This window comes from Gordonia heveisoli (assembly GCF_030315745.1).
Lineage (GTDB): Bacteria > Actinomycetota > Actinomycetes > Mycobacteriales > Mycobacteriaceae > Gordonia.
Genome location: NZ_JASXSH010000003.1, coordinates 47532 through 63583 on the forward strand (window position 1 = coordinate 47532; position 16052 = coordinate 63583).

Here is a 16052-nt window from a genome sequence, read left to right on the forward strand (position 1 = left end):
TACTCGAACTGTTCGTGGGCTACTACTGGGCGGGCTGGGTAACCGATACCGGTTCGCCGGCTTCCGCAGTGTCGTCGTCAGTAGTGTCGTCGTCGTCAGCACTGTCGCCGTCTTCAGAAGTGTCGCCGTCTTCAGAAGTGTCGTTGCGACTGGCCGGTGCGAAGTCGATGACCAGCCACGTCGCACCGATCATCAGTAGGGCGCTGGCGAGCATGTGGGTGATGACCAGGGCCACGGGCAGCTCGGTCGCGTACTGCACACCGCCGACGATGCCCTGCAGGGTCAGCAATCCGGCGAACACGATGGTCGTCCGTCGCTGCGGCAGGCGCAGCGCGAGGACGAAGACCAGGAGTGCCAGCGCCAGGCCGACGAGGATGAAGACGGCGTCGGCGTGCAGCTGGGTGACCATACGCGGGTCCAGGCCGTTGCGTTTGGCGCCGTGGTCGCCCGAATGCGGACCCGATCCGGTCACCACGGTTCCGAGATAGATCGTCGCCCAACAGACCAGATACAACGCCCAGGCGAGCAGGCGGCCGACTCGATCGGCCCACTCGACCCGGACCGGTTGCGCGGCGCTGACCGCTCGCGTCCGGTAGACCAGCAGGGTGCCGCCCGAGACCAGCGCCATCGACAGCAGGAAGTGCAGGGCGACGACCCACGGGTTGAGGTCGGTCAGCACCGTGATGCCGCCGATGACGCCTTGGAACGGCACTCCGAGGGCGAGAACGGTGGCCAGCCGGCGATCGCCGCGGGTCGATTGCACACGGCGCCACACCGCCAGCCAGGTCGCGATCGCGATGACGGTGAGCACCCAGGTCAACATGCGGTTGCCGAATTCGATGACCCCGTGGATGCCCATCGCCTGGACCGGGGTGAACGAGTCGTCGGTGCAGCGGGGCCAGGTGGGGCAGCCGAGACCGGAGTCGGTCAGACGCACCGCACCGCCGGTGACCACCAAGGCGGTGTTGGCGGCGAGCAGGGCGATGGCCCATATATGCGTGAAGCGGCGTGTCGGGGAACCGAAGCCGGGCAACCGGTTGAACAGTCCTCGGATACCGCTGGCAGGGGTGGTCGGACCGGTCGCGGCGTCGTCGCGACGCGTCGGTGTCTGTGATGTCGTCATTCGAACCTGAACCACCTCACCGCGAGTGTGGCGCCGACAACGGCCCACACCAGCAAAATACCTACCCCGAAGAAGTCGATGCCCCCGTGCGACGCTCGATCGAGCGCCTCGGTGAGGGCGCCCGACGGGGTGCAGCGCGCAAACCACCACACGGCGTCGGGGATGCTCGAGCGCACAAGCGTGAGACTGCCGATGCCGACGAGCGCGAACCACAGCAGGTTCGCCAGCGCCAGGACGATCTCGGCTTTCAGGGTGCCGCCGAGTAGCAGGCCGAGCGTCGCGAAGCAGGCGGTGCCCAGCGCGATGATCACCGCGCCGATGGCAAGCCCGAGGAGGCTGGGACGCCAGCCGAAGGCGGCCCCGATCGCACCCAGGATGAGCGACTGCAGAATCACCACGGCCAGCACCGCGATGGATTTGCCCGCGATGATGCCCCAACGGGGGATCGGGGTGGCCCCGAGTCGTTTGAGCGCCCCGTATCGGCGGTCGAAACCGACGGCGATGGCCTGCCCGGTGAACGCCGTGGACATGATCGCGACGGTGAGAATGGCCGGCACGAAGTTGGCGGCACGTTCGGCGGTGCCCGATCCCAGCCCGGTGTCGACGGGCAGCAGACACAGACCGATCAGCAGCGTGATCGGGATGAACATCGTGAGCAACAACTGTTCGCCGTTGCGCAGGAGAAGTTTGAGTTCCAGCGCCGACTGGGCGGCGATCATGGTCACCAGGCGGGCCGGCTGCGGACGGGGTGCGAAGGTGCCGGGCGGGAAGAGTTCGCCTGCCTGGCGTCGGGTGCTGGTGGTGTCGGTCATGCGCGCAGGGCCCGTCCGGTCAGGTCGAGGAACACGTCTTCCAGGCTGCGGGTCTCCACGCGCAGGTCGGTGACCAGCACATCGATCTCGGCGCACCATGCGGTCAGGGTGGCGATCACCGCCGGTGTCACCTGGCCGGCGATCAGATAGTTGCCGGGAGTGGACTCACTGCAGCGGTAGCCCGACGGCAGCGTGGTTTGCAGCGACGTCAGGTCGAGTGCCCGCGGCGCGGTGAAACGGAGTTCGTTCTCGGCGCCGCGGCGGGTCAAGTCGGCGGGTGTGCCTGCCCCGACACACCGTCCGCTGTCGATGATGACGACCTGGTCCGCGAGTTCTTCGGCCTCGTCCATGAGATGGGTGGTCAGCAGGACGGAGACGCCGTCGGCGCGCAACCGGTCTACCAGTTCCCACACGACGAGGCGTGCGTGGGCGTCCAGTCCGGCGGTCGGTTCGTCGAGGAAGACCAGTTCGGGTCGGCCGACGATGGCGCAGGCCAGTGACAGGCGCTGCTGCTGGCCGCCGGAGAGCCGCCGGAAGGAGGTGCGCCGGACGCCGGACAATCCCAGCGCCTCGAGGAGCCAGTCCGGGTCGATCGGGTCGTCGGAGTAGGCGGCCACCAGGCGCAGCATCTCCTCGGCGCGGGCGCCGGGGTAGGCGCCGCCACCCTGCAGCATCACACCGATACGTCGGCGTAGCTGGTCGTTGTCGGTGCGCGGGTCGAGGCCGAGGACCTCGACGGTCCCGGCGTCGCGGGTGACGAATCCCTCGCAGATCTCGACGGTGGTGGTCTTGCCCGCACCGTTCGGGCCGAGCAGGGCGAGGATCTCGCCGCGACGCAGGTCGAGGTCGAGGCCGTCGACGGCGGTGCGATCGCCGTATCGCTTGATCAGGCCCCGGACGCTGAGAGCGACGTCGTCGGGTCGTGCCGACGGGACCGCGACGCGACGATCGGTCACCGGATCGTCGTTGTTCAGTCGCTCGGAAGTCGTGCCTCGCACACTGGTCAGACTAGGCGGTCGGGGGCCTCGGACGAAAAACGCGTGCTCGCCGGGTTCTCCTCGTCCGCGGGGGTGTCGGCGGCGGCGATCTCCGCTTGCCGACGTCGACGTCGACGCGTGAACGGATCTTCTTCGAAGAAGATGGCGGTCAGGACCGCCACCATGATGACGCCCGCCAGAACGCCTTGTGCGAGTACGACTCCGCTGGTGTTGGAACTGGTGGGCATCACGACGATCGCGATGATCGCCGACGCCGCGATCGTCAGCAGCCGGAACCAGGGGCGGGTCGCCCAGGCGGCCAGCGGGATGACCGCCCACAGCAGATACCAGGCCTGCACGAAGGGGAAGAGCAACACGATTGTGGCCATTGACACACCGAGGCCGCCGAGCGGGTGTAGCCGTCCGCCCAGGGTCGCCAGCATCCAGCGCAGCACGATGATCGCCGCTACCAGCTGGGCGAACGGGCGTGCCACCTCGAGGATCGCGTCGGTGTGGTCACCGAGACCGAGGAAGACGCCGACGTGGCCGGTACTCACCGACAGCAGGGTCGGCATGGACATCCACGACCGGACGATCTCACCGGTCGTCAGCGTGCCGGTCCAGCCGAAGCCGAGTCCGGTACCGAGGCAGATCACGACGGTGACGACGCCCAGCACGATGGCGTAGAACGCCGCCGATGCGCACAGCGCCCCGACGGTCCTACTCGACCGTTGCCACCATTGCCGGATGGGCGCGTGCCGAAGTGCGGGCAGGGTGGCGCCCCAGCGCATGGCCAGGGCGATCCCGACGAAGCCCAGGGCGAGAACCGCGGTGAACTTGACCATCGCCGAGGCGGACAAGATTGCCGCGCCGCCGATCAGGATCCAGCCGCTGCGGCTGGGCATGAAGGTGCCCGGCTTCCGGAGTCGGTCGCTTCCGTAGATCGCGCGGAAGCTGAACTCCAGGCCGACCAGCATCATGCCGAGCATGAGCGCCTCGTTGTGGATGCCGCCGACCAGATGCAGGATCAGGATCGGATTCATGGCACCGAGCCAGATCGCGGCCACCGACGAGACACCGCAGCGCCGGGCCAGCCGGGGCAGTGCCCACACGATCAGGGCCACCCCCACGAGCGCGATGAGGCGGTGTAGGAAGATCGCGGCCGTGATGTTACTGCCGGTGACGGCCGTGACACCCTCGCCGATCCACAGGAACAGCGGGCCGTAGGGGGCCGGGGTGTCGCGCCACAGATTGGGTACCGATCGGGTCAGGATGTGTTCGACCCCGAGTCCGCGGACCGGGCTCACCGAGTAGGGGTCCTGGCCCTGATAGGCGATCGCGCTCTGTGCGAGGTACGAGTACACGTCCTTGCTGAGCAGTGGTGGCGCCAGCACGATGGGCGTGATCCACAGGAGCAGGGTGCGGTCGGCCTGGCCGCGACTCATCCGCCGTTCGGGACTACGGCCTTGACGTACCTCTACCGACAGCCGCCCGATCGCGAATCTGCCCAGCAGGAGCCAGGCCACCACGAGGGTGATGGTGCCGCCGATGGACAGGGCCAGTGCGGTCCCGAACATCCGGGACGGCAGGGAGAGGACACGCATACCGGCGACCGGGTTCTGCAACACCGGGATGGCGCCGGTGCCGAGCGAGCCGATCAGGATCAAGACCGATCCGGTGGCGCCGAACAGTTTGATACGACGGAGGCGGCGGGACTCTTCGGCGTTGAGCGGGCCTACCTCACGCTCGTCGTCGTGGAGACGTGCAACGGTCTTGCCGTAATCGCCGGGCCGGTCGGTCGCGTCGTCGTCGGTGGCGGCCGGTGTGGACTTGCTCAGTCCGAAGTAGTCCAGCGTCCGCCGCAGGACTGTGGTTTCGGGCACAGGGAGACTCTAATCGGCGCAGAACAGAAAGCCGACATCGCCCTGCGACGCGTCGTCGGATTCGATGGGTGGAGTGTGGATAAGGGCACCCTTGCTGGATCGGCGGAATCAATTACGACACACTTGTGTTGTGAAAACCATGCGGACCGACGATGCGCTACCCACTGGCGTGGGTACCCGCATGTCGAATTCCGCCGAGAATGCGGCCGCCGATCCCGGCGCGGCGATCAATCACGACGGTCAGACCCGTGCTGCCGTGGTGACTCTGCTCGTCGAGGACGGCCCGCTGACCGCCGGTGAGATCGCCGAGCGGCTCGGGATCTCCGCTGCCGGGGTGCGTCGCCACCTGGAGGCGCTGGTCGATGCGGGTGACGTGGAGACGTCGTCGTCGGGGTTCGGCCAGCGTGGCCGTGGCCGGCCGGCGAAGTGGTTCCAGTTGACCGCGCGAGGCCGGGGCAAATTGCGTCACGCGTACGACGACCTGGCCGGCGCGGCGATGCGGAAGCTTCGCGACGTTGCCGGTGAGGACGCCGTCTACGAGTTCGCCCGGGAACGGGTGGAACGCATCGTCGCCGGCGTCGAGCCCTCCGACGGCACCGGGGACGTGGCCGCGACGGTGGGTCAGATCGCCGACGCACTGACCGTCGCCGGGTACTCGGCGAACACCCGCGAGGTGGGTACCGGCGTCCAGATCTGCCAGCACCACTGCCCGGTCGCCCACGTGGCGACGGAGTTTCCGGAGCTGTGCGAAGCCGAGACCGAGGTCTTCACCGAACTTCTCGGCACCCACGTCCAGCGGCTGGCGACCATCGCCAACGGCGACTGCGCCTGCACCACCCACGTACCGCTACACCCGGCGATGCCACCGGTCGGTGGTGCGCCGACTCCCGGCCCCGACACGGGGACGGACCAGCACGACCGGCCCGAGCGCGACACGCAGCCCGCGTCCGCTCGACTCCCGAAACCCCAGCAGGGGACGACCCGAAAGGTCTCGCGATGACAGTCACCGATCCCACCGTGACGAACCCGCGCGACGGCGCGCCGAAGCCGGCCGCGCTGTCGCAGGAGGAAACGATCGCCTCGCTCGGCAACTACGGCTACGGCTGGTCGGATTCCGACGTCGCCGGCGCCAGTGCGCAGCGTGGCCTGTCCGAGGCGGTCGTCACCGACATCTCCGGCAAGAAGAATGAGCCGGAATGGATGCTGGAGCAGCGCCTGAAGGCGCTCAAGATCTTCGATCGCAAGCCGATGCCGCACTGGGGTGGCGAACTCGACGGCATCGACTTCGACAACATCAAGTACTTCGTGCGGTCCACCGAGAAGCAGGCCGCGACCTGGGACGAGTTGCCCGAGGACATCAAGAACACCTACGACCGGCTGGGCATCCCGGAGGCCGAGAAGCAGCGGCTGGTCGCCGGTGTCGCGGCGCAGTACGAGTCCGAGGTCGTCTACCACCAGATCCGTGAGGACCTGGAGCAGCAGGGCGTCATCTTCCTCGACACCGACACCGGTCTCAAGGAGCATCCGGAGATCTTCCAGGAGTACTTCGGTTCGGTGATTCCGGCTGGCGACAACAAGTTCTCCGCGCTGAACACCGCCGTGTGGTCCGGCGGCTCGTTCATCTATGTCCCGCCGGGTGTGCACGTCGATATCCCGCTGCAGGCCTACTTCCGGATCAACACCGAGAACATGGGTCAGTTCGAGCGGACGCTGATCATCGTCGACGAGGGTGCGTACGTGCATTACGTCGAGGGCTGTACCGCACCGATCTACAAGACCGACTCGCTCCATTCCGCGGTCGTCGAGATCATCGTGAAGAAGGGCGGCCGCTGCCGCTACACCACCATCCAGAACTGGTCGAACAACGTCTACAACCTGGTCACCAAGCGTGCCAAGGCCGAGGCGGGCGCCACCATGGAGTGGATCGACGGCAACATCGGTTCCAAGGTGACCATGAAGTACCCGGCCGTCTGGCTGACCGGTGAGCACGCCAAGGGCGAGGTGCTCTCGGTGGCGTTCGCCGGGGAGGGACAGCATCAGGACACCGGCTCGAAGATGGTCCACCTGGCACCCAACACCTCGAGCAACATCGTGTCGAAGTCGGTCGCCCGTGGTGGCGGTCGCGCCTCCTACCGTGGCCTGATCAAGATCAACCCGGGTGCACACGGAAGCCGTTCGACGGTGAAGTGTGATGCGCTGCTGGTCGACACGATCTCGCGCAGTGACACCTACCCGTACGTCGACATCCGCGAGGACGACGTGACGATGGGCCACGAGGCCACCGTCTCCAAGGTCTCCGACGATCAGCTGTTCTACCTGATGAGCCGCGGTCTGACCGAGGATGAGGCGATGGCGATGGTGGTGCGTGGCTTCGTCGAGCCGATCGCCAAGGAACTGCCGATGGAATACGCGCTCGAGCTCAACCGGCTGATCGAACTCCAGATGGAAGGAGCTGTCGGCTGATGGCTGACCCCACACTCCCGGCGCCCGGCGCCGCCGCTCTCGCTGTCAACAAGGGCGAGATGTTCACCTCCTTCGATGTCGAGGCCTTCGAGGTCCCGGCTCCGCGCGAGGAGGCTTGGCGGTTCACGCCGTTCCGCCGCCTGCGTGGTCTGCACGACGGTTCCGCGGTGCGCAGCGGTGACGCGCGGGTCGTCGTCGAGGGTGTCACCGACGGGGTCACCGTCGACACCGTCGGACGCGACGACGAACGACTCGGCCAGGGCGGTGTTCCGTTCGATCGGGTCGCGGCACAGGCATACTCGTCGTTCACCCAGGCCACCGTCGTGACCGTCGCCAAGGAGACCGAGCTCGCCGAGCCGGTGATCGTTCGGATCGACGGACCGGGCGTCGGCGAGGTGGCTTTCGGTCATCTGCAGATCCGGCTCGAAGCCTTTGCCCGCGCGGTCGTCGTCATCGACCAGAAGGGCAGCGGCACCTTCGCCGAGAACATCGAGTTCGTCGTCGGGGACCAGGCGTCGCTGACCGTCGTCAACGTCCACGACTGGGCCGACGACACCGTGCACGTGGCCGCCCATCACATCCGGGTCGGACGTGACGCGGTGGTCCGCCACTTCGCGATCAGCCTGGGCGGCGACCTGGTCCGTCTGTCGCCGGTGGTGCATTACGACGCGCCGGGTGGCGACGTCGAACTGTGGGGTCTGTACTTCGCCGACGCCGGCCAGCACCTCGAGCAGCGTCTCCTCGTCGATCACAGCCAACCGAACTGCCGTTCCAACGTCGTCTACAAGGGCGCACTGCAGGGCGACAATTCCGGTGACCGCAGCCGCGAGGCGCACACCGTGTGGATCGGCGACGTGCTGATCCGTCCGGCCGCCGAGGGCACCGACACCTTCGAGCTCAATCGCAACCTCGTCCTGACCGATGGTGCGCGCGCCGATTCGGTGCCGAACCTGGAGATCGAGACGGGCGAGATCGTCGGCGCCGGGCACGCCAGTGCCACCGGACGTTTCGACGACGAGCAGCTCTTCTACCTACAGGCGCGCGGTATCCCCGAGGATCAGGCCCGCCGCCTGGTCATCCGTGGCTTCTTCGGCGAGGTCATCGCCAAGATCTCGGTACCCGAACTTCGCGAGCGCCTCGAGGCGGCCATCGAGGCCGAACTCGAGAACGCCGGCGCCTGACGCCCACACCACCACAGCCCACCAGCTAGTACGAGGAACCAAACGTGACCACACTCGAAATCCGCGACCTGCACGTGAATGTCGCCCAGTCCGACTCCGAAGCGGAACCCATCAACATCCTCAAGGGTGTCGATCTGACCGTGAAGTCGGGGGAGACGCACGCCATCATGGGGCCGAACGGGTCGGGCAAGTCGACGCTGTCCTACGCCATCGCCGGCCATCCGAAGTATGAGGTCACCCAGGGGACGATCACCCTCGATGGTGAAGACGTACTGGAGATGAGTGTCGACGAGCGGGCGCGCGCCGGACTGTTCCTGGCGATGCAGTATCCGGTCGAGGTGCCCGGTGTCTCGATGTCGAACTTCCTGCGCACCGCGGCCACCGCCGTGCGTGGCGAGGCGCCGAAGCTGCGTCACTGGGTCAAGGAGACCAAGGAGGCGATGAGCGCGCTGGAGATCGATCCGGCCTTCGGTGAGCGCAGCGTCAACGAGGGATTCTCCGGCGGTGAGAAGAAGCGGCACGAGATCCTTCAGCTCGACCTGCTCAAGCCGCGGATCGCGATCCTCGACGAGACCGACTCTGGTCTCGACGTCGACGCGCTGCGCGTCGTCTCCGAGGGTGTGAACCGCTACAAGGAGCGCGAGAACGGCGGCATCCTGCTGATCACGCACTACACGCGGATCCTGCGCTACATCAAGCCCGATTTCGTGCACGTCTTCGTCAACGGGCGAGTCGTCGAGTCGGCGGGACCCGAACTCGCCGACGAACTCGAGGAGAACGGCTACGTGCGGTTCACCTCGGCCGCCAAGGCGGGCTGAGTCCACTTCCGGGACGACCATCGAAGGAGGTGTCGTCGGTGACACTCTCATCGCAGACGACCTCAGCGTCATCGAGTATCGCAGCGTCATCGAGTATCGCAGCGTCATCGAGCACCGCAACCTCATTGAGCGCAGTGGGGTCGGCGGGCGGTTTCGACGTCGAGGCCATCCGTGCCGACTTCCCGATCCTGTCGCGCACCGTGCGTGACTCGAAGCCGTTGGTGTATCTCGATTCGGGGGCCACCTCGCAACGGCCGGTCCAGGTGCTGGACGCGGAGCGGGAGTTCCTGACCACCCACAATGCGGCGGTCCATCGTGGTGCGCATCAGCTGGCCGAGGAGGCCACCGATGCCTTCGAGGACGCCCGCGAGACCATCGCGCGCTTCGTCGGTGTCGGTGCCGATGAGTTGGTCTTCACCAAGAACGCCACCGAGTCGCTGAATCTGGTCGCCTACACGCTCGGCGACGACCGCAGCGCGGACCTTCTCGGCGGCAAGCCGTTGGGCGCCGGCGACACGATCGTCATCAGCGAACTCGAGCATCACGCGAATCTCGTCCCGTGGCAGGAGCTCTCGCGCCGCACGGGGGCCACGCTGCGTTGGTATGCGGTGACTGAGGACGGTCGCGTCGATCTCGACTCGCTGGAACTCGACGACACCGTCAAGATCGTGTCGCTGACCCACCAGTCCAATGTGACCGGCGCGGTCCTCGACGTCCCCGAGGTGGTTCGACGGGCGCGGGCGGTCGGTGCACTGGTGGTGCTCGACGCCTGCCAGTCGGTGCCGCATATGGCGGTCGACTTCGCTGCCCTGGGTGTCGATTTCGCGGCCTTCTCCGGGCACAAGATGTTCGGTCCGTCGGGTGTCGGCGCACTCTACGGTCGTGCCGAACTGCTCGCCGCGCTGCCGCCGTTCATCACCGGCGGGTCGATGATCGAGACCGTCACCATGGAGGGTTCGACCTACGCACCTCCGCCGCAGCGTTTCGAAGCAGGCGTGCCGATGACCTCGCAGGCGGTCGGGCTCGGCGCCGCGGTGCGGTATCTGTCGGCGCTCGGCATGGATGCGGTTGCCGCACACGAACATTCGTTGGTCGATTATGCGTTGGAGCGGCTGACTGCGATCGATGGTCTGCGGATCGTCGGGCCGACCACCACCGAGAACCGTGGTGGTGCGGTGTCTTTCCTCGTGGACGGCATTCACGCCCACGATCTGGGGCAGATCCTCGACGACGCGGGTGTCGCGATCCGGGTCGGGCACCATTGTGCGTGGCCGCTGCATCGCCGGTTCGGCGTCGCGGCCACCGCGCGGGCCTCTTTCGCGGCCTACAACACCCTGGCCGAGGTCGATGCGCTGGCGGAGGGAATCGTTGCCGCGCAACGCTTCTTCGGGACGGTCTGACCCATGCGTATGGAGCAGATGTACCAGGACGTGATCCTGGACCACTACAAACATCCGCACGGTCGAGGTCTTCGTGAGCCCTTCGGCGCGGAGGTTCACCACGTCAATCCGACATGTGGCGACGAGGTGACGCTGCGCGTCGCGCTATCCGACGACGGGCACACCGTCGCCGACATCTCCTATGACGGGCAGGGTTGCTCGATCTCGCAGGCGTCCACATCGGTGCTCTTCGATCAGCTTGTTGGTGCAGATGTTGATGATGCGATGGCGATGCTCGACTCGTTCTCGGCGATGATGACCTCGCGCGGCAAGGACACCGGAGACGAGGATCTGATCGGTGACGGCATCGCGTTCAGCGGTGTCAGTAAGTATCCGGCCCGGGTCAAATGTGCGCTGCTCGGCTGGATGGCATTCAAGGACGCCTTGGCCCAGACGGTGGGTGATACCGCTGCCGGTGTCACCCACGGTGTCCGAACACAAGACGCTCGAACAGAAGCGGAGTCAGCATGAGTGAGACAACCCAGACCCCCGACGAGGCGATCGTCGACGCCCAGGCCGGTCCGTCGACCTCGCTGCCCGCCCTCGACGATGTCGAAGAGGCCATGCGGGACGTCGTCGACCCGGAACTCGGCATCAACGTCGTCGACCTCGGCCTGGTCTACGGCATCGAGATCACTGACGACGCCGTCGCCAAGATCGACATGACGCTCACGTCGGCGGCCTGTCCGTTGACCGACGTCATCGAGGATCAGACGCGTAGCGCGCTGGTCACCACCGGACTGTGCACCGACATGGAGATCAACTGGGTGTGGCTGCCGCCGTGGGGTCCGGACAAGATCACCGACGACGGCCGTGAACAGCTGCGCGCGTTGGGATTCACGGTCTGACGGACCCGTCTGAAGGCAGCGTGGTGTCGGTTCAGCGTGGTCGGGTGAGTACGGTCTGACCGGTCGCCGGGTTGTGCCAGCTCACGGTGCGGTCACGGTGCATCGTCGGTATCCACAATCCGAGATGTTTGCGGTGATGGTCCGGAGTGCACAGCGGGATCAGGTTGCCGGCGACCGTCCAACCACCGAGTTCGGGGTTGTCGTGGTCGAAGGGGACAAGGTGATCGAGTTGGCAGTCGTCGGCGGCGCGTCCACACATGGGGTAGCGGCAGATCCGGTCGGTGGCGATGATCTGTGCGCGCATACGCGGTGACGGTCGATAGGACAGTGCGCCTGGTGGTGCGGTCCGATATCCGCCGTGGCCGGTCGGGTCGAGCACCGGGGCCAACTGGGAATCCGGGATGAATAATCCCGACACTTCGGAAATTGTGCTCTGCGACATCGCGATCGGGCTGACGATCCCGAGATCGGCGATCTCGTCGGCGTGTGCCGGATCGAGCGCACCGTAGCCGAGCAGGTGCGGTACCTCGATGCCGGTGGGATCGGTGACGACGGTCAACGGCGACGTGACCGCGTCAGAGTCGATTGCAGACTCGGTCTGCGCCGGAGCATCGCTGGCGGTGTCGGTATCACTGTTGGCGTCGGTATCACTGTTGGTGTGGTCCGTATCGTGCGGTGCGGCAATATGTTTCGGGCAGTCTGCTCGTCCGCATTCGCAGCTCAGCCGTGCGCCGGGTAGCCCGTGAAGTTCGGCCAGTGCGACGACACGGCGGCGTCCGAGTGGGCGTGGATCGGCCGGACACACTCGGTCGGCGACCAGTGCGGCAATCTTCTTGCACAGCCAAAGGCCGTGTTCGGCGGGGACGGTGGCGTCGATGTCGGTGTGGCCGTGGGCTTCATCGCGGATGATGACGTTCTGGTGACGTTCGGCGAAGTCCTCGCGCGCGTCGGTGGCCTTGTCGGGGTCGAGGGTGATGACGAGTTCGCTGAGCTGGTCGCGCAACACCCGGTCGGCGGTGTAACGCTCGGCCAGATCCAGAGCGACGGTCTGCGCACCCTCGCGCACATCGGCGTCGAGCAGCATGAGGGCATTGGCGATCAACACGATTCGGGACAGCGCATGGTCGCCGGCCAGGAACGACAGGCGAATCTCGGGGAGGTCGGTCAGCCGATCGGCCAGATCGATCCATTTCGAGGCCTGGGTGCGGGAGATCTTCAGTTGCAGCGAGACTTCGGCGACGGCGACTTTGAGTGCGGAGTCGGCGATGTGCCGGTCGACCACCGTGCTTCGCCGGTCGCCGGTGAGGAACTGCTCATGGATGTCGCGGCCGATCTGATAGGCGCACAGGACCATTCGAGCTTCAGCCTGACGCGCGACGCGTTGGGCGGCGCGGGCGGTGTCGGCGACCTCCGATGATCGCATGGTCGAGAGAAGACGGTCATCGGTGACCGGATGGATATAAGTCAAGGTCTGGATCACGTCCCGCTTCACCCCCTCGCGCTGTGACTGTGACCACACTCTATCGCGGGGTACCGACAAGAATCAGTCGTCCGTGGCGGGGTTGATGCGCCGCGCGGGTGCCGTCCGATATCACTCGTCGAGCTGACATATCCACCATATGATCGCAACGACTGCTCCGATCAACACCATTGCGCTGGCCAAGTACGCCACACCGCTGAATGCGAGGCCTGACGCAACAGCGTGGATTCCGAGATAACTCAGGAAGGCGCCGGCCGCGAGCATTGCCAGAAGCACGACCAATACCTGCTTGCTATACGGGCTCTTGGCGAAGAAGAGCATCTTCTCATTCCTCTTCCATTTGCTCTGCCGTTGGTACCAGGCTCCAACCAGTCGTTGCGTATCGGGCCGACCGACCTGCTTGTTCTGCCATTTGACCTGGGCGACAGCGCCGGTTGCCACGACATCGACCCCGCCATCGGCGGCGTCATTGGTCTTCTCCGCATTTGCAAATGGATGTCACATCTTCCACACACCGACGAGTTCGAGCGAAAGTCGGCTAGTCAGATGAATCTGATTGTGGGCCGTGAAGTCCGATCCCGCAACCGATCTCGATTCGCACGAGGCCTGCTGTCACAGTGGATTCGTGGCACGCTGGAGTCATGACCGATCCCGATCGCCGGTTCCGACGGGTCCGCCGATGGCGGCCGCCGGTCGGGGAGTCGCGGGTGGAGAAGATGATCCGCGAGGCCACCGAGCGCGGGGACTTCGACAATCTGCCGGGGATGGGTCGGCCGCTGGATTTGTCGGGACTCGACGATCCCGACTGGTGGGCGAAGCAGAAGATTCGTGACGAGAATCTGGATTCGTCGGCCCTGCTGCCGCCCACCCTGCAACTGCGCAAGGAGCGGGAGTCGTTCCCGGAATCGTTGCGGGAGTTCCACGATGAGGATGCCGTCCGCGCCATCCTGGCTGACTTCAATACCCGTGTGAAGCAGGACCGGCTGCGTCCGACGCTCGGTCCCGCGTCGCATCTGATCGCGCGGACCGTCGACGTCGAGGAGATGATCGCCCGGTGGCGAGAGCTTCGTTAGCCGCCGGGTATTGCGGCGCGGGCCAGCGTCCATCTCGTTGCCATGTCGGTGTGCATCATGGTGCGCGCCATCGCGGCGCCGACACCGGCAACATCGGTGCGGCTGGACAGGTAGGTGCGCTGAACGTCGACGGGCAATCCGAAGAAGGTGCCGAAGAAGCCCGCGGTGGCGTCCGGCCCCATCCGTAGCAGCGCTCGGGAACCGATGTGGCGCAGACGATGTACCGTGCGGGCCGCGGCCGGCCAGAGCACGCCGCGCGGGTCGGCACCGGCGGACAGGGCCGTGGCGACCTCGTCGGCCACCGACAGGGACGCCGCCACGCTGTAGCCGGTGGCCGGGTGCATCAGACCGGCACGCGCACCGAACAGTAGTGGACTCGCGCGCCATGGATGCGGCGTCGTACCGGTCACCCGGAAGGACACCCGCTCGATGGCATCGGTGTCGGCGGGGAGTATCCCGAATCCGTCGAGGCGGCGGAACAGTCGCTCGCGCAGCATATTCGGGGACGGTGCCGGATCGCCGATGAGGCATGTCTCCTCCAGCAGCACCCGGCCATCGCCGAGTGGCACCGCGTACAGGAAGGTGTCGGGGCGATCGGCGGTGGATGCGGGGCGCCAGTCCATCAGTATCGCGGGGGCGCCGTCGAGTACGGGGGCCGCCGACGACTCGGCAACCATCACTCCGAAGGCGGTCTGTCGGGGCCCGGCCCCGGACGTCCCGCGCGCATCGATGACGACCCCGGTCAGCACCCGACCATCGTCGAGGGTCACCCGACGGTCATCCACCCGCACGGCTCGCGCGGTGACGTGCCGGATCCGCGGGGAATGCAGGCTGGTGGCCAGCGCGGCCGAGTCGAAGATGGAGTAGCCGCGAGGGACATCGGTTCCCTGCGTGCTGGTGTACACGCGAACCCCGGCGGTCTGGGCGGCGATCGTGCCCGCGTCCAGCCACTCGGGCAGTTCGTCGGTCCAGCAGCCGTAGGTCGCCGACCATGGGCGAGCGGCATGCGGATCGACGAGGGTGACGTCGACGTCGCGGACCGCCAGCCGCGCCGCGAGGGCACGACCGGCGGGTCCGGCGCCGACGACGATCACGTCGGACATCACCGTGGAAGTGGGCTACATGCTGCCGGTGGACAGCAGGCCGCCGTCGACAGCCAGACATTCACCGGTGATCCAGGCGGATTCGTCGCCGGCCAAGAATGCTGCCGCGCGAGCGATGTCCTCGGTCTCGCCCAGACGGCCGAGCGGATAGCCCGCGATCGCCCGTTGCTCGTTGTCACCGGCGATGAGGTCCTTGGCGAACTTGGTGCGCACGATGGCCGGGGCGATGGCATTGACCCGGATCTTGTTTGGGCCCAGCTCCCAGGCGAGTTCTGCGGTCAGCCGGATCATGGCCGCCTTAGACGCGCCATAGGCGGCGATGACACCGGTCGAGCGGATACCCGCCACCGAGGCGATGTTCACCACCGAGCCGCCGTTGTCCTTCATGCCGGCGCGGAAGGCCTCCTGGATGAAACCGAGTGCGGCCACCACGTTGGTATCGAAGATCTTGCGCACGGCACCCAGATCGGCGTCCATCAACGGTCCGAAGACCGGGTTGATGCCGGTGTTGTTGATCAGGATGTCGATGCCACCACCGTTGGTGACGGTCGCCGCGACGGCCTCGGCACGGTGGGCCTCGTCGCCGGTGTTGCCGGGGCACGCGGTGACCGTGGCGCCGGGCACCGCCGTGCGGATCTCCTCGGCGGCGGCGGTCAGCGGCTCGGGCTTGCGTCCGGTGATCACCACCGCCGCACCGCGGCGCGCCAGTTCGGTGGCGATACCCAGCCCGATGCCGCGACTCGCGCCGGTCACCAGGGCGGACTTGCCGGTCAGATCGGATGTACTCGGAAAACCTGTGGATTGCGTCACGCTGCCACGATATCGGCCGAGGCCCGGGCGTCGCGGCGGGTC

General features: G+C 66.6%; 16 protein-coding genes. 8 read left to right on the forward strand and 8 right to left on the reverse strand.

Features of this window, described 5'->3' with window-relative positions; all coding sequences use genetic code 11:
• Positions 1-22: 22 nt before the first annotated feature.
• From QSJ18_RS03615 to mptB, 4 genes are read right to left on the reverse strand one after another with little or no spacing between them, the layout of a single operon-like run.
• Positions 23-1123, reverse strand: a complete 1101-nt coding sequence (locus QSJ18_RS03615) for a COX15/CtaA family protein (protein WP_286324883.1) — start codon at positions 1121-1123, stop codon at positions 23-25.
• A complete protein-coding gene (locus QSJ18_RS03620; RefSeq protein WP_286324884.1) occupies positions 1120-1935 on the reverse strand; it encodes an ABC transporter permease in 816 nt (271 codons plus the stop codon). Before QSJ18_RS03620 ends, QSJ18_RS03615 begins: the two co-directional genes overlap by 4 nt.
• Positions 1932-2933: an ABC transporter ATP-binding protein gene (locus QSJ18_RS03625; protein ID WP_462475977.1), complete on the reverse strand. Its 1002-nt coding sequence runs from the start codon at positions 2931-2933 to the stop codon at positions 1932-1934. Before QSJ18_RS03625 ends, QSJ18_RS03620 begins: the two co-directional genes overlap by 4 nt.
• Positions 2934-2938: 5 nt before the next feature.
• The gene (mptB, locus tag QSJ18_RS03630; RefSeq protein WP_286324885.1) at positions 2939-4795 is read right to left on the reverse strand and encodes a polyprenol phosphomannose-dependent alpha 1,6 mannosyltransferase MptB; all 1857 of its coding nucleotides are present in this window, start codon (positions 4793-4795) and stop codon (positions 2939-2941) included.
• A gap of 139 nt (positions 4796-4934) precedes the next feature.
• On the opposite strand from mptB, the gene QSJ18_RS03635 reads away from it, so the two are divergent.
• The 7 genes from QSJ18_RS03635 to QSJ18_RS03665 all read left to right on the forward strand — a co-directional run bounded on the left by QSJ18_RS03635 (position 4935) and on the right by QSJ18_RS03665 (position 11544).
• Positions 4935-5795, forward strand: a complete 861-nt coding sequence (locus QSJ18_RS03635; protein WP_462475984.1) for a helix-turn-helix transcriptional regulator — start codon at positions 4935-4937, stop codon at positions 5793-5795.
• Positions 5792-7258: a Fe-S cluster assembly protein SufB gene (gene sufB, locus QSJ18_RS03640; RefSeq protein ID WP_286324886.1), complete on the forward strand. Its 1467-nt coding sequence runs from the start codon at positions 5792-5794 to the stop codon at positions 7256-7258. Before QSJ18_RS03635 ends, sufB begins: the two co-directional genes overlap by 4 nt.
• A complete protein-coding gene (gene sufD, locus QSJ18_RS03645) occupies positions 7258-8439 on the forward strand; it encodes a Fe-S cluster assembly protein SufD (RefSeq protein WP_286324887.1) in 1182 nt (393 codons plus the stop codon). The genes sufB and sufD overlap by 1 nt, the downstream gene beginning before the upstream one ends.
• Before the next feature lie 44 nt (positions 8440-8483).
• Positions 8484-9257, forward strand: a complete 774-nt coding sequence (gene sufC, locus QSJ18_RS03650; protein ID WP_286324888.1) for a Fe-S cluster assembly ATPase SufC — start codon at positions 8484-8486, stop codon at positions 9255-9257.
• A gap of 125 nt (positions 9258-9382) precedes the next feature.
• Complete coding sequence (locus tag QSJ18_RS03655; RefSeq protein ID WP_286324889.1) at positions 9383-10657, forward strand: cysteine desulfurase; 1275 nt, start codon at positions 9383-9385, stop codon at positions 10655-10657.
• Positions 10658-10660: 3 nt separating this feature from the next.
• Positions 10661-11167, forward strand: coding sequence for a Fe-S cluster assembly sulfur transfer protein SufU (sufU, locus tag QSJ18_RS03660; RefSeq protein WP_286324890.1), 507 nt, complete (start codon positions 10661-10663; stop codon positions 11165-11167).
• Positions 11164-11544 (forward strand): metal-sulfur cluster assembly factor, encoded by a 381-nt coding sequence (locus tag QSJ18_RS03665; RefSeq protein WP_286324891.1) that lies wholly within the window; start codon positions 11164-11166, stop codon positions 11542-11544. Before sufU ends, QSJ18_RS03665 begins: the two co-directional genes overlap by 4 nt.
• Positions 11545-11575: 31 nt before the next feature.
• On the opposite strand, the gene QSJ18_RS03670 is transcribed toward QSJ18_RS03665, so the two are convergent.
• Together QSJ18_RS03670 and QSJ18_RS20185 are read right to left on the reverse strand one after the other, a co-directional pair.
• Positions 11576-12967, reverse strand: a complete 1392-nt coding sequence (locus tag QSJ18_RS03670) for an HNH endonuclease signature motif containing protein (protein ID WP_286324892.1) — start codon at positions 12965-12967, stop codon at positions 11576-11578.
• 168 nt (positions 12968-13135) lie between these two features.
• Entirely contained in the window at positions 13136-13465 is a 330-nt protein-coding gene (locus tag QSJ18_RS20185) for a hypothetical protein (RefSeq protein ID WP_353507200.1), read from the reverse strand.
• Between the two features lie 200 nt (positions 13466-13665).
• Between QSJ18_RS20185 and QSJ18_RS03680 the strand changes: the two genes are divergently transcribed.
• Complete coding sequence (locus tag QSJ18_RS03680; protein WP_286324894.1) at positions 13666-14097, forward strand: DnaJ family domain-containing protein; 432 nt, start codon at positions 13666-13668, stop codon at positions 14095-14097.
• Here QSJ18_RS03680 and QSJ18_RS03685 read toward each other — a convergent pair.
• Positions 14094-15200 carry a lycopene cyclase family protein gene (locus QSJ18_RS03685; RefSeq protein WP_286325057.1) on the reverse strand — a complete coding sequence of 369 codons (1107 nt, stop codon included), beginning with the start codon at positions 15198-15200 and terminating at the stop codon, positions 14094-14096. The two genes, QSJ18_RS03680 and QSJ18_RS03685, sit on opposite strands and share 4 nt — an antisense overlap.
• Positions 15201-15215: 15 nt before the next feature.
• Positions 15216-16010 (reverse strand): SDR family oxidoreductase, encoded by a 795-nt coding sequence (locus tag QSJ18_RS03690; RefSeq protein WP_286324895.1) that lies wholly within the window; start codon positions 16008-16010, stop codon positions 15216-15218.
• Positions 16011-16052 lie beyond the last annotated feature (42 nt).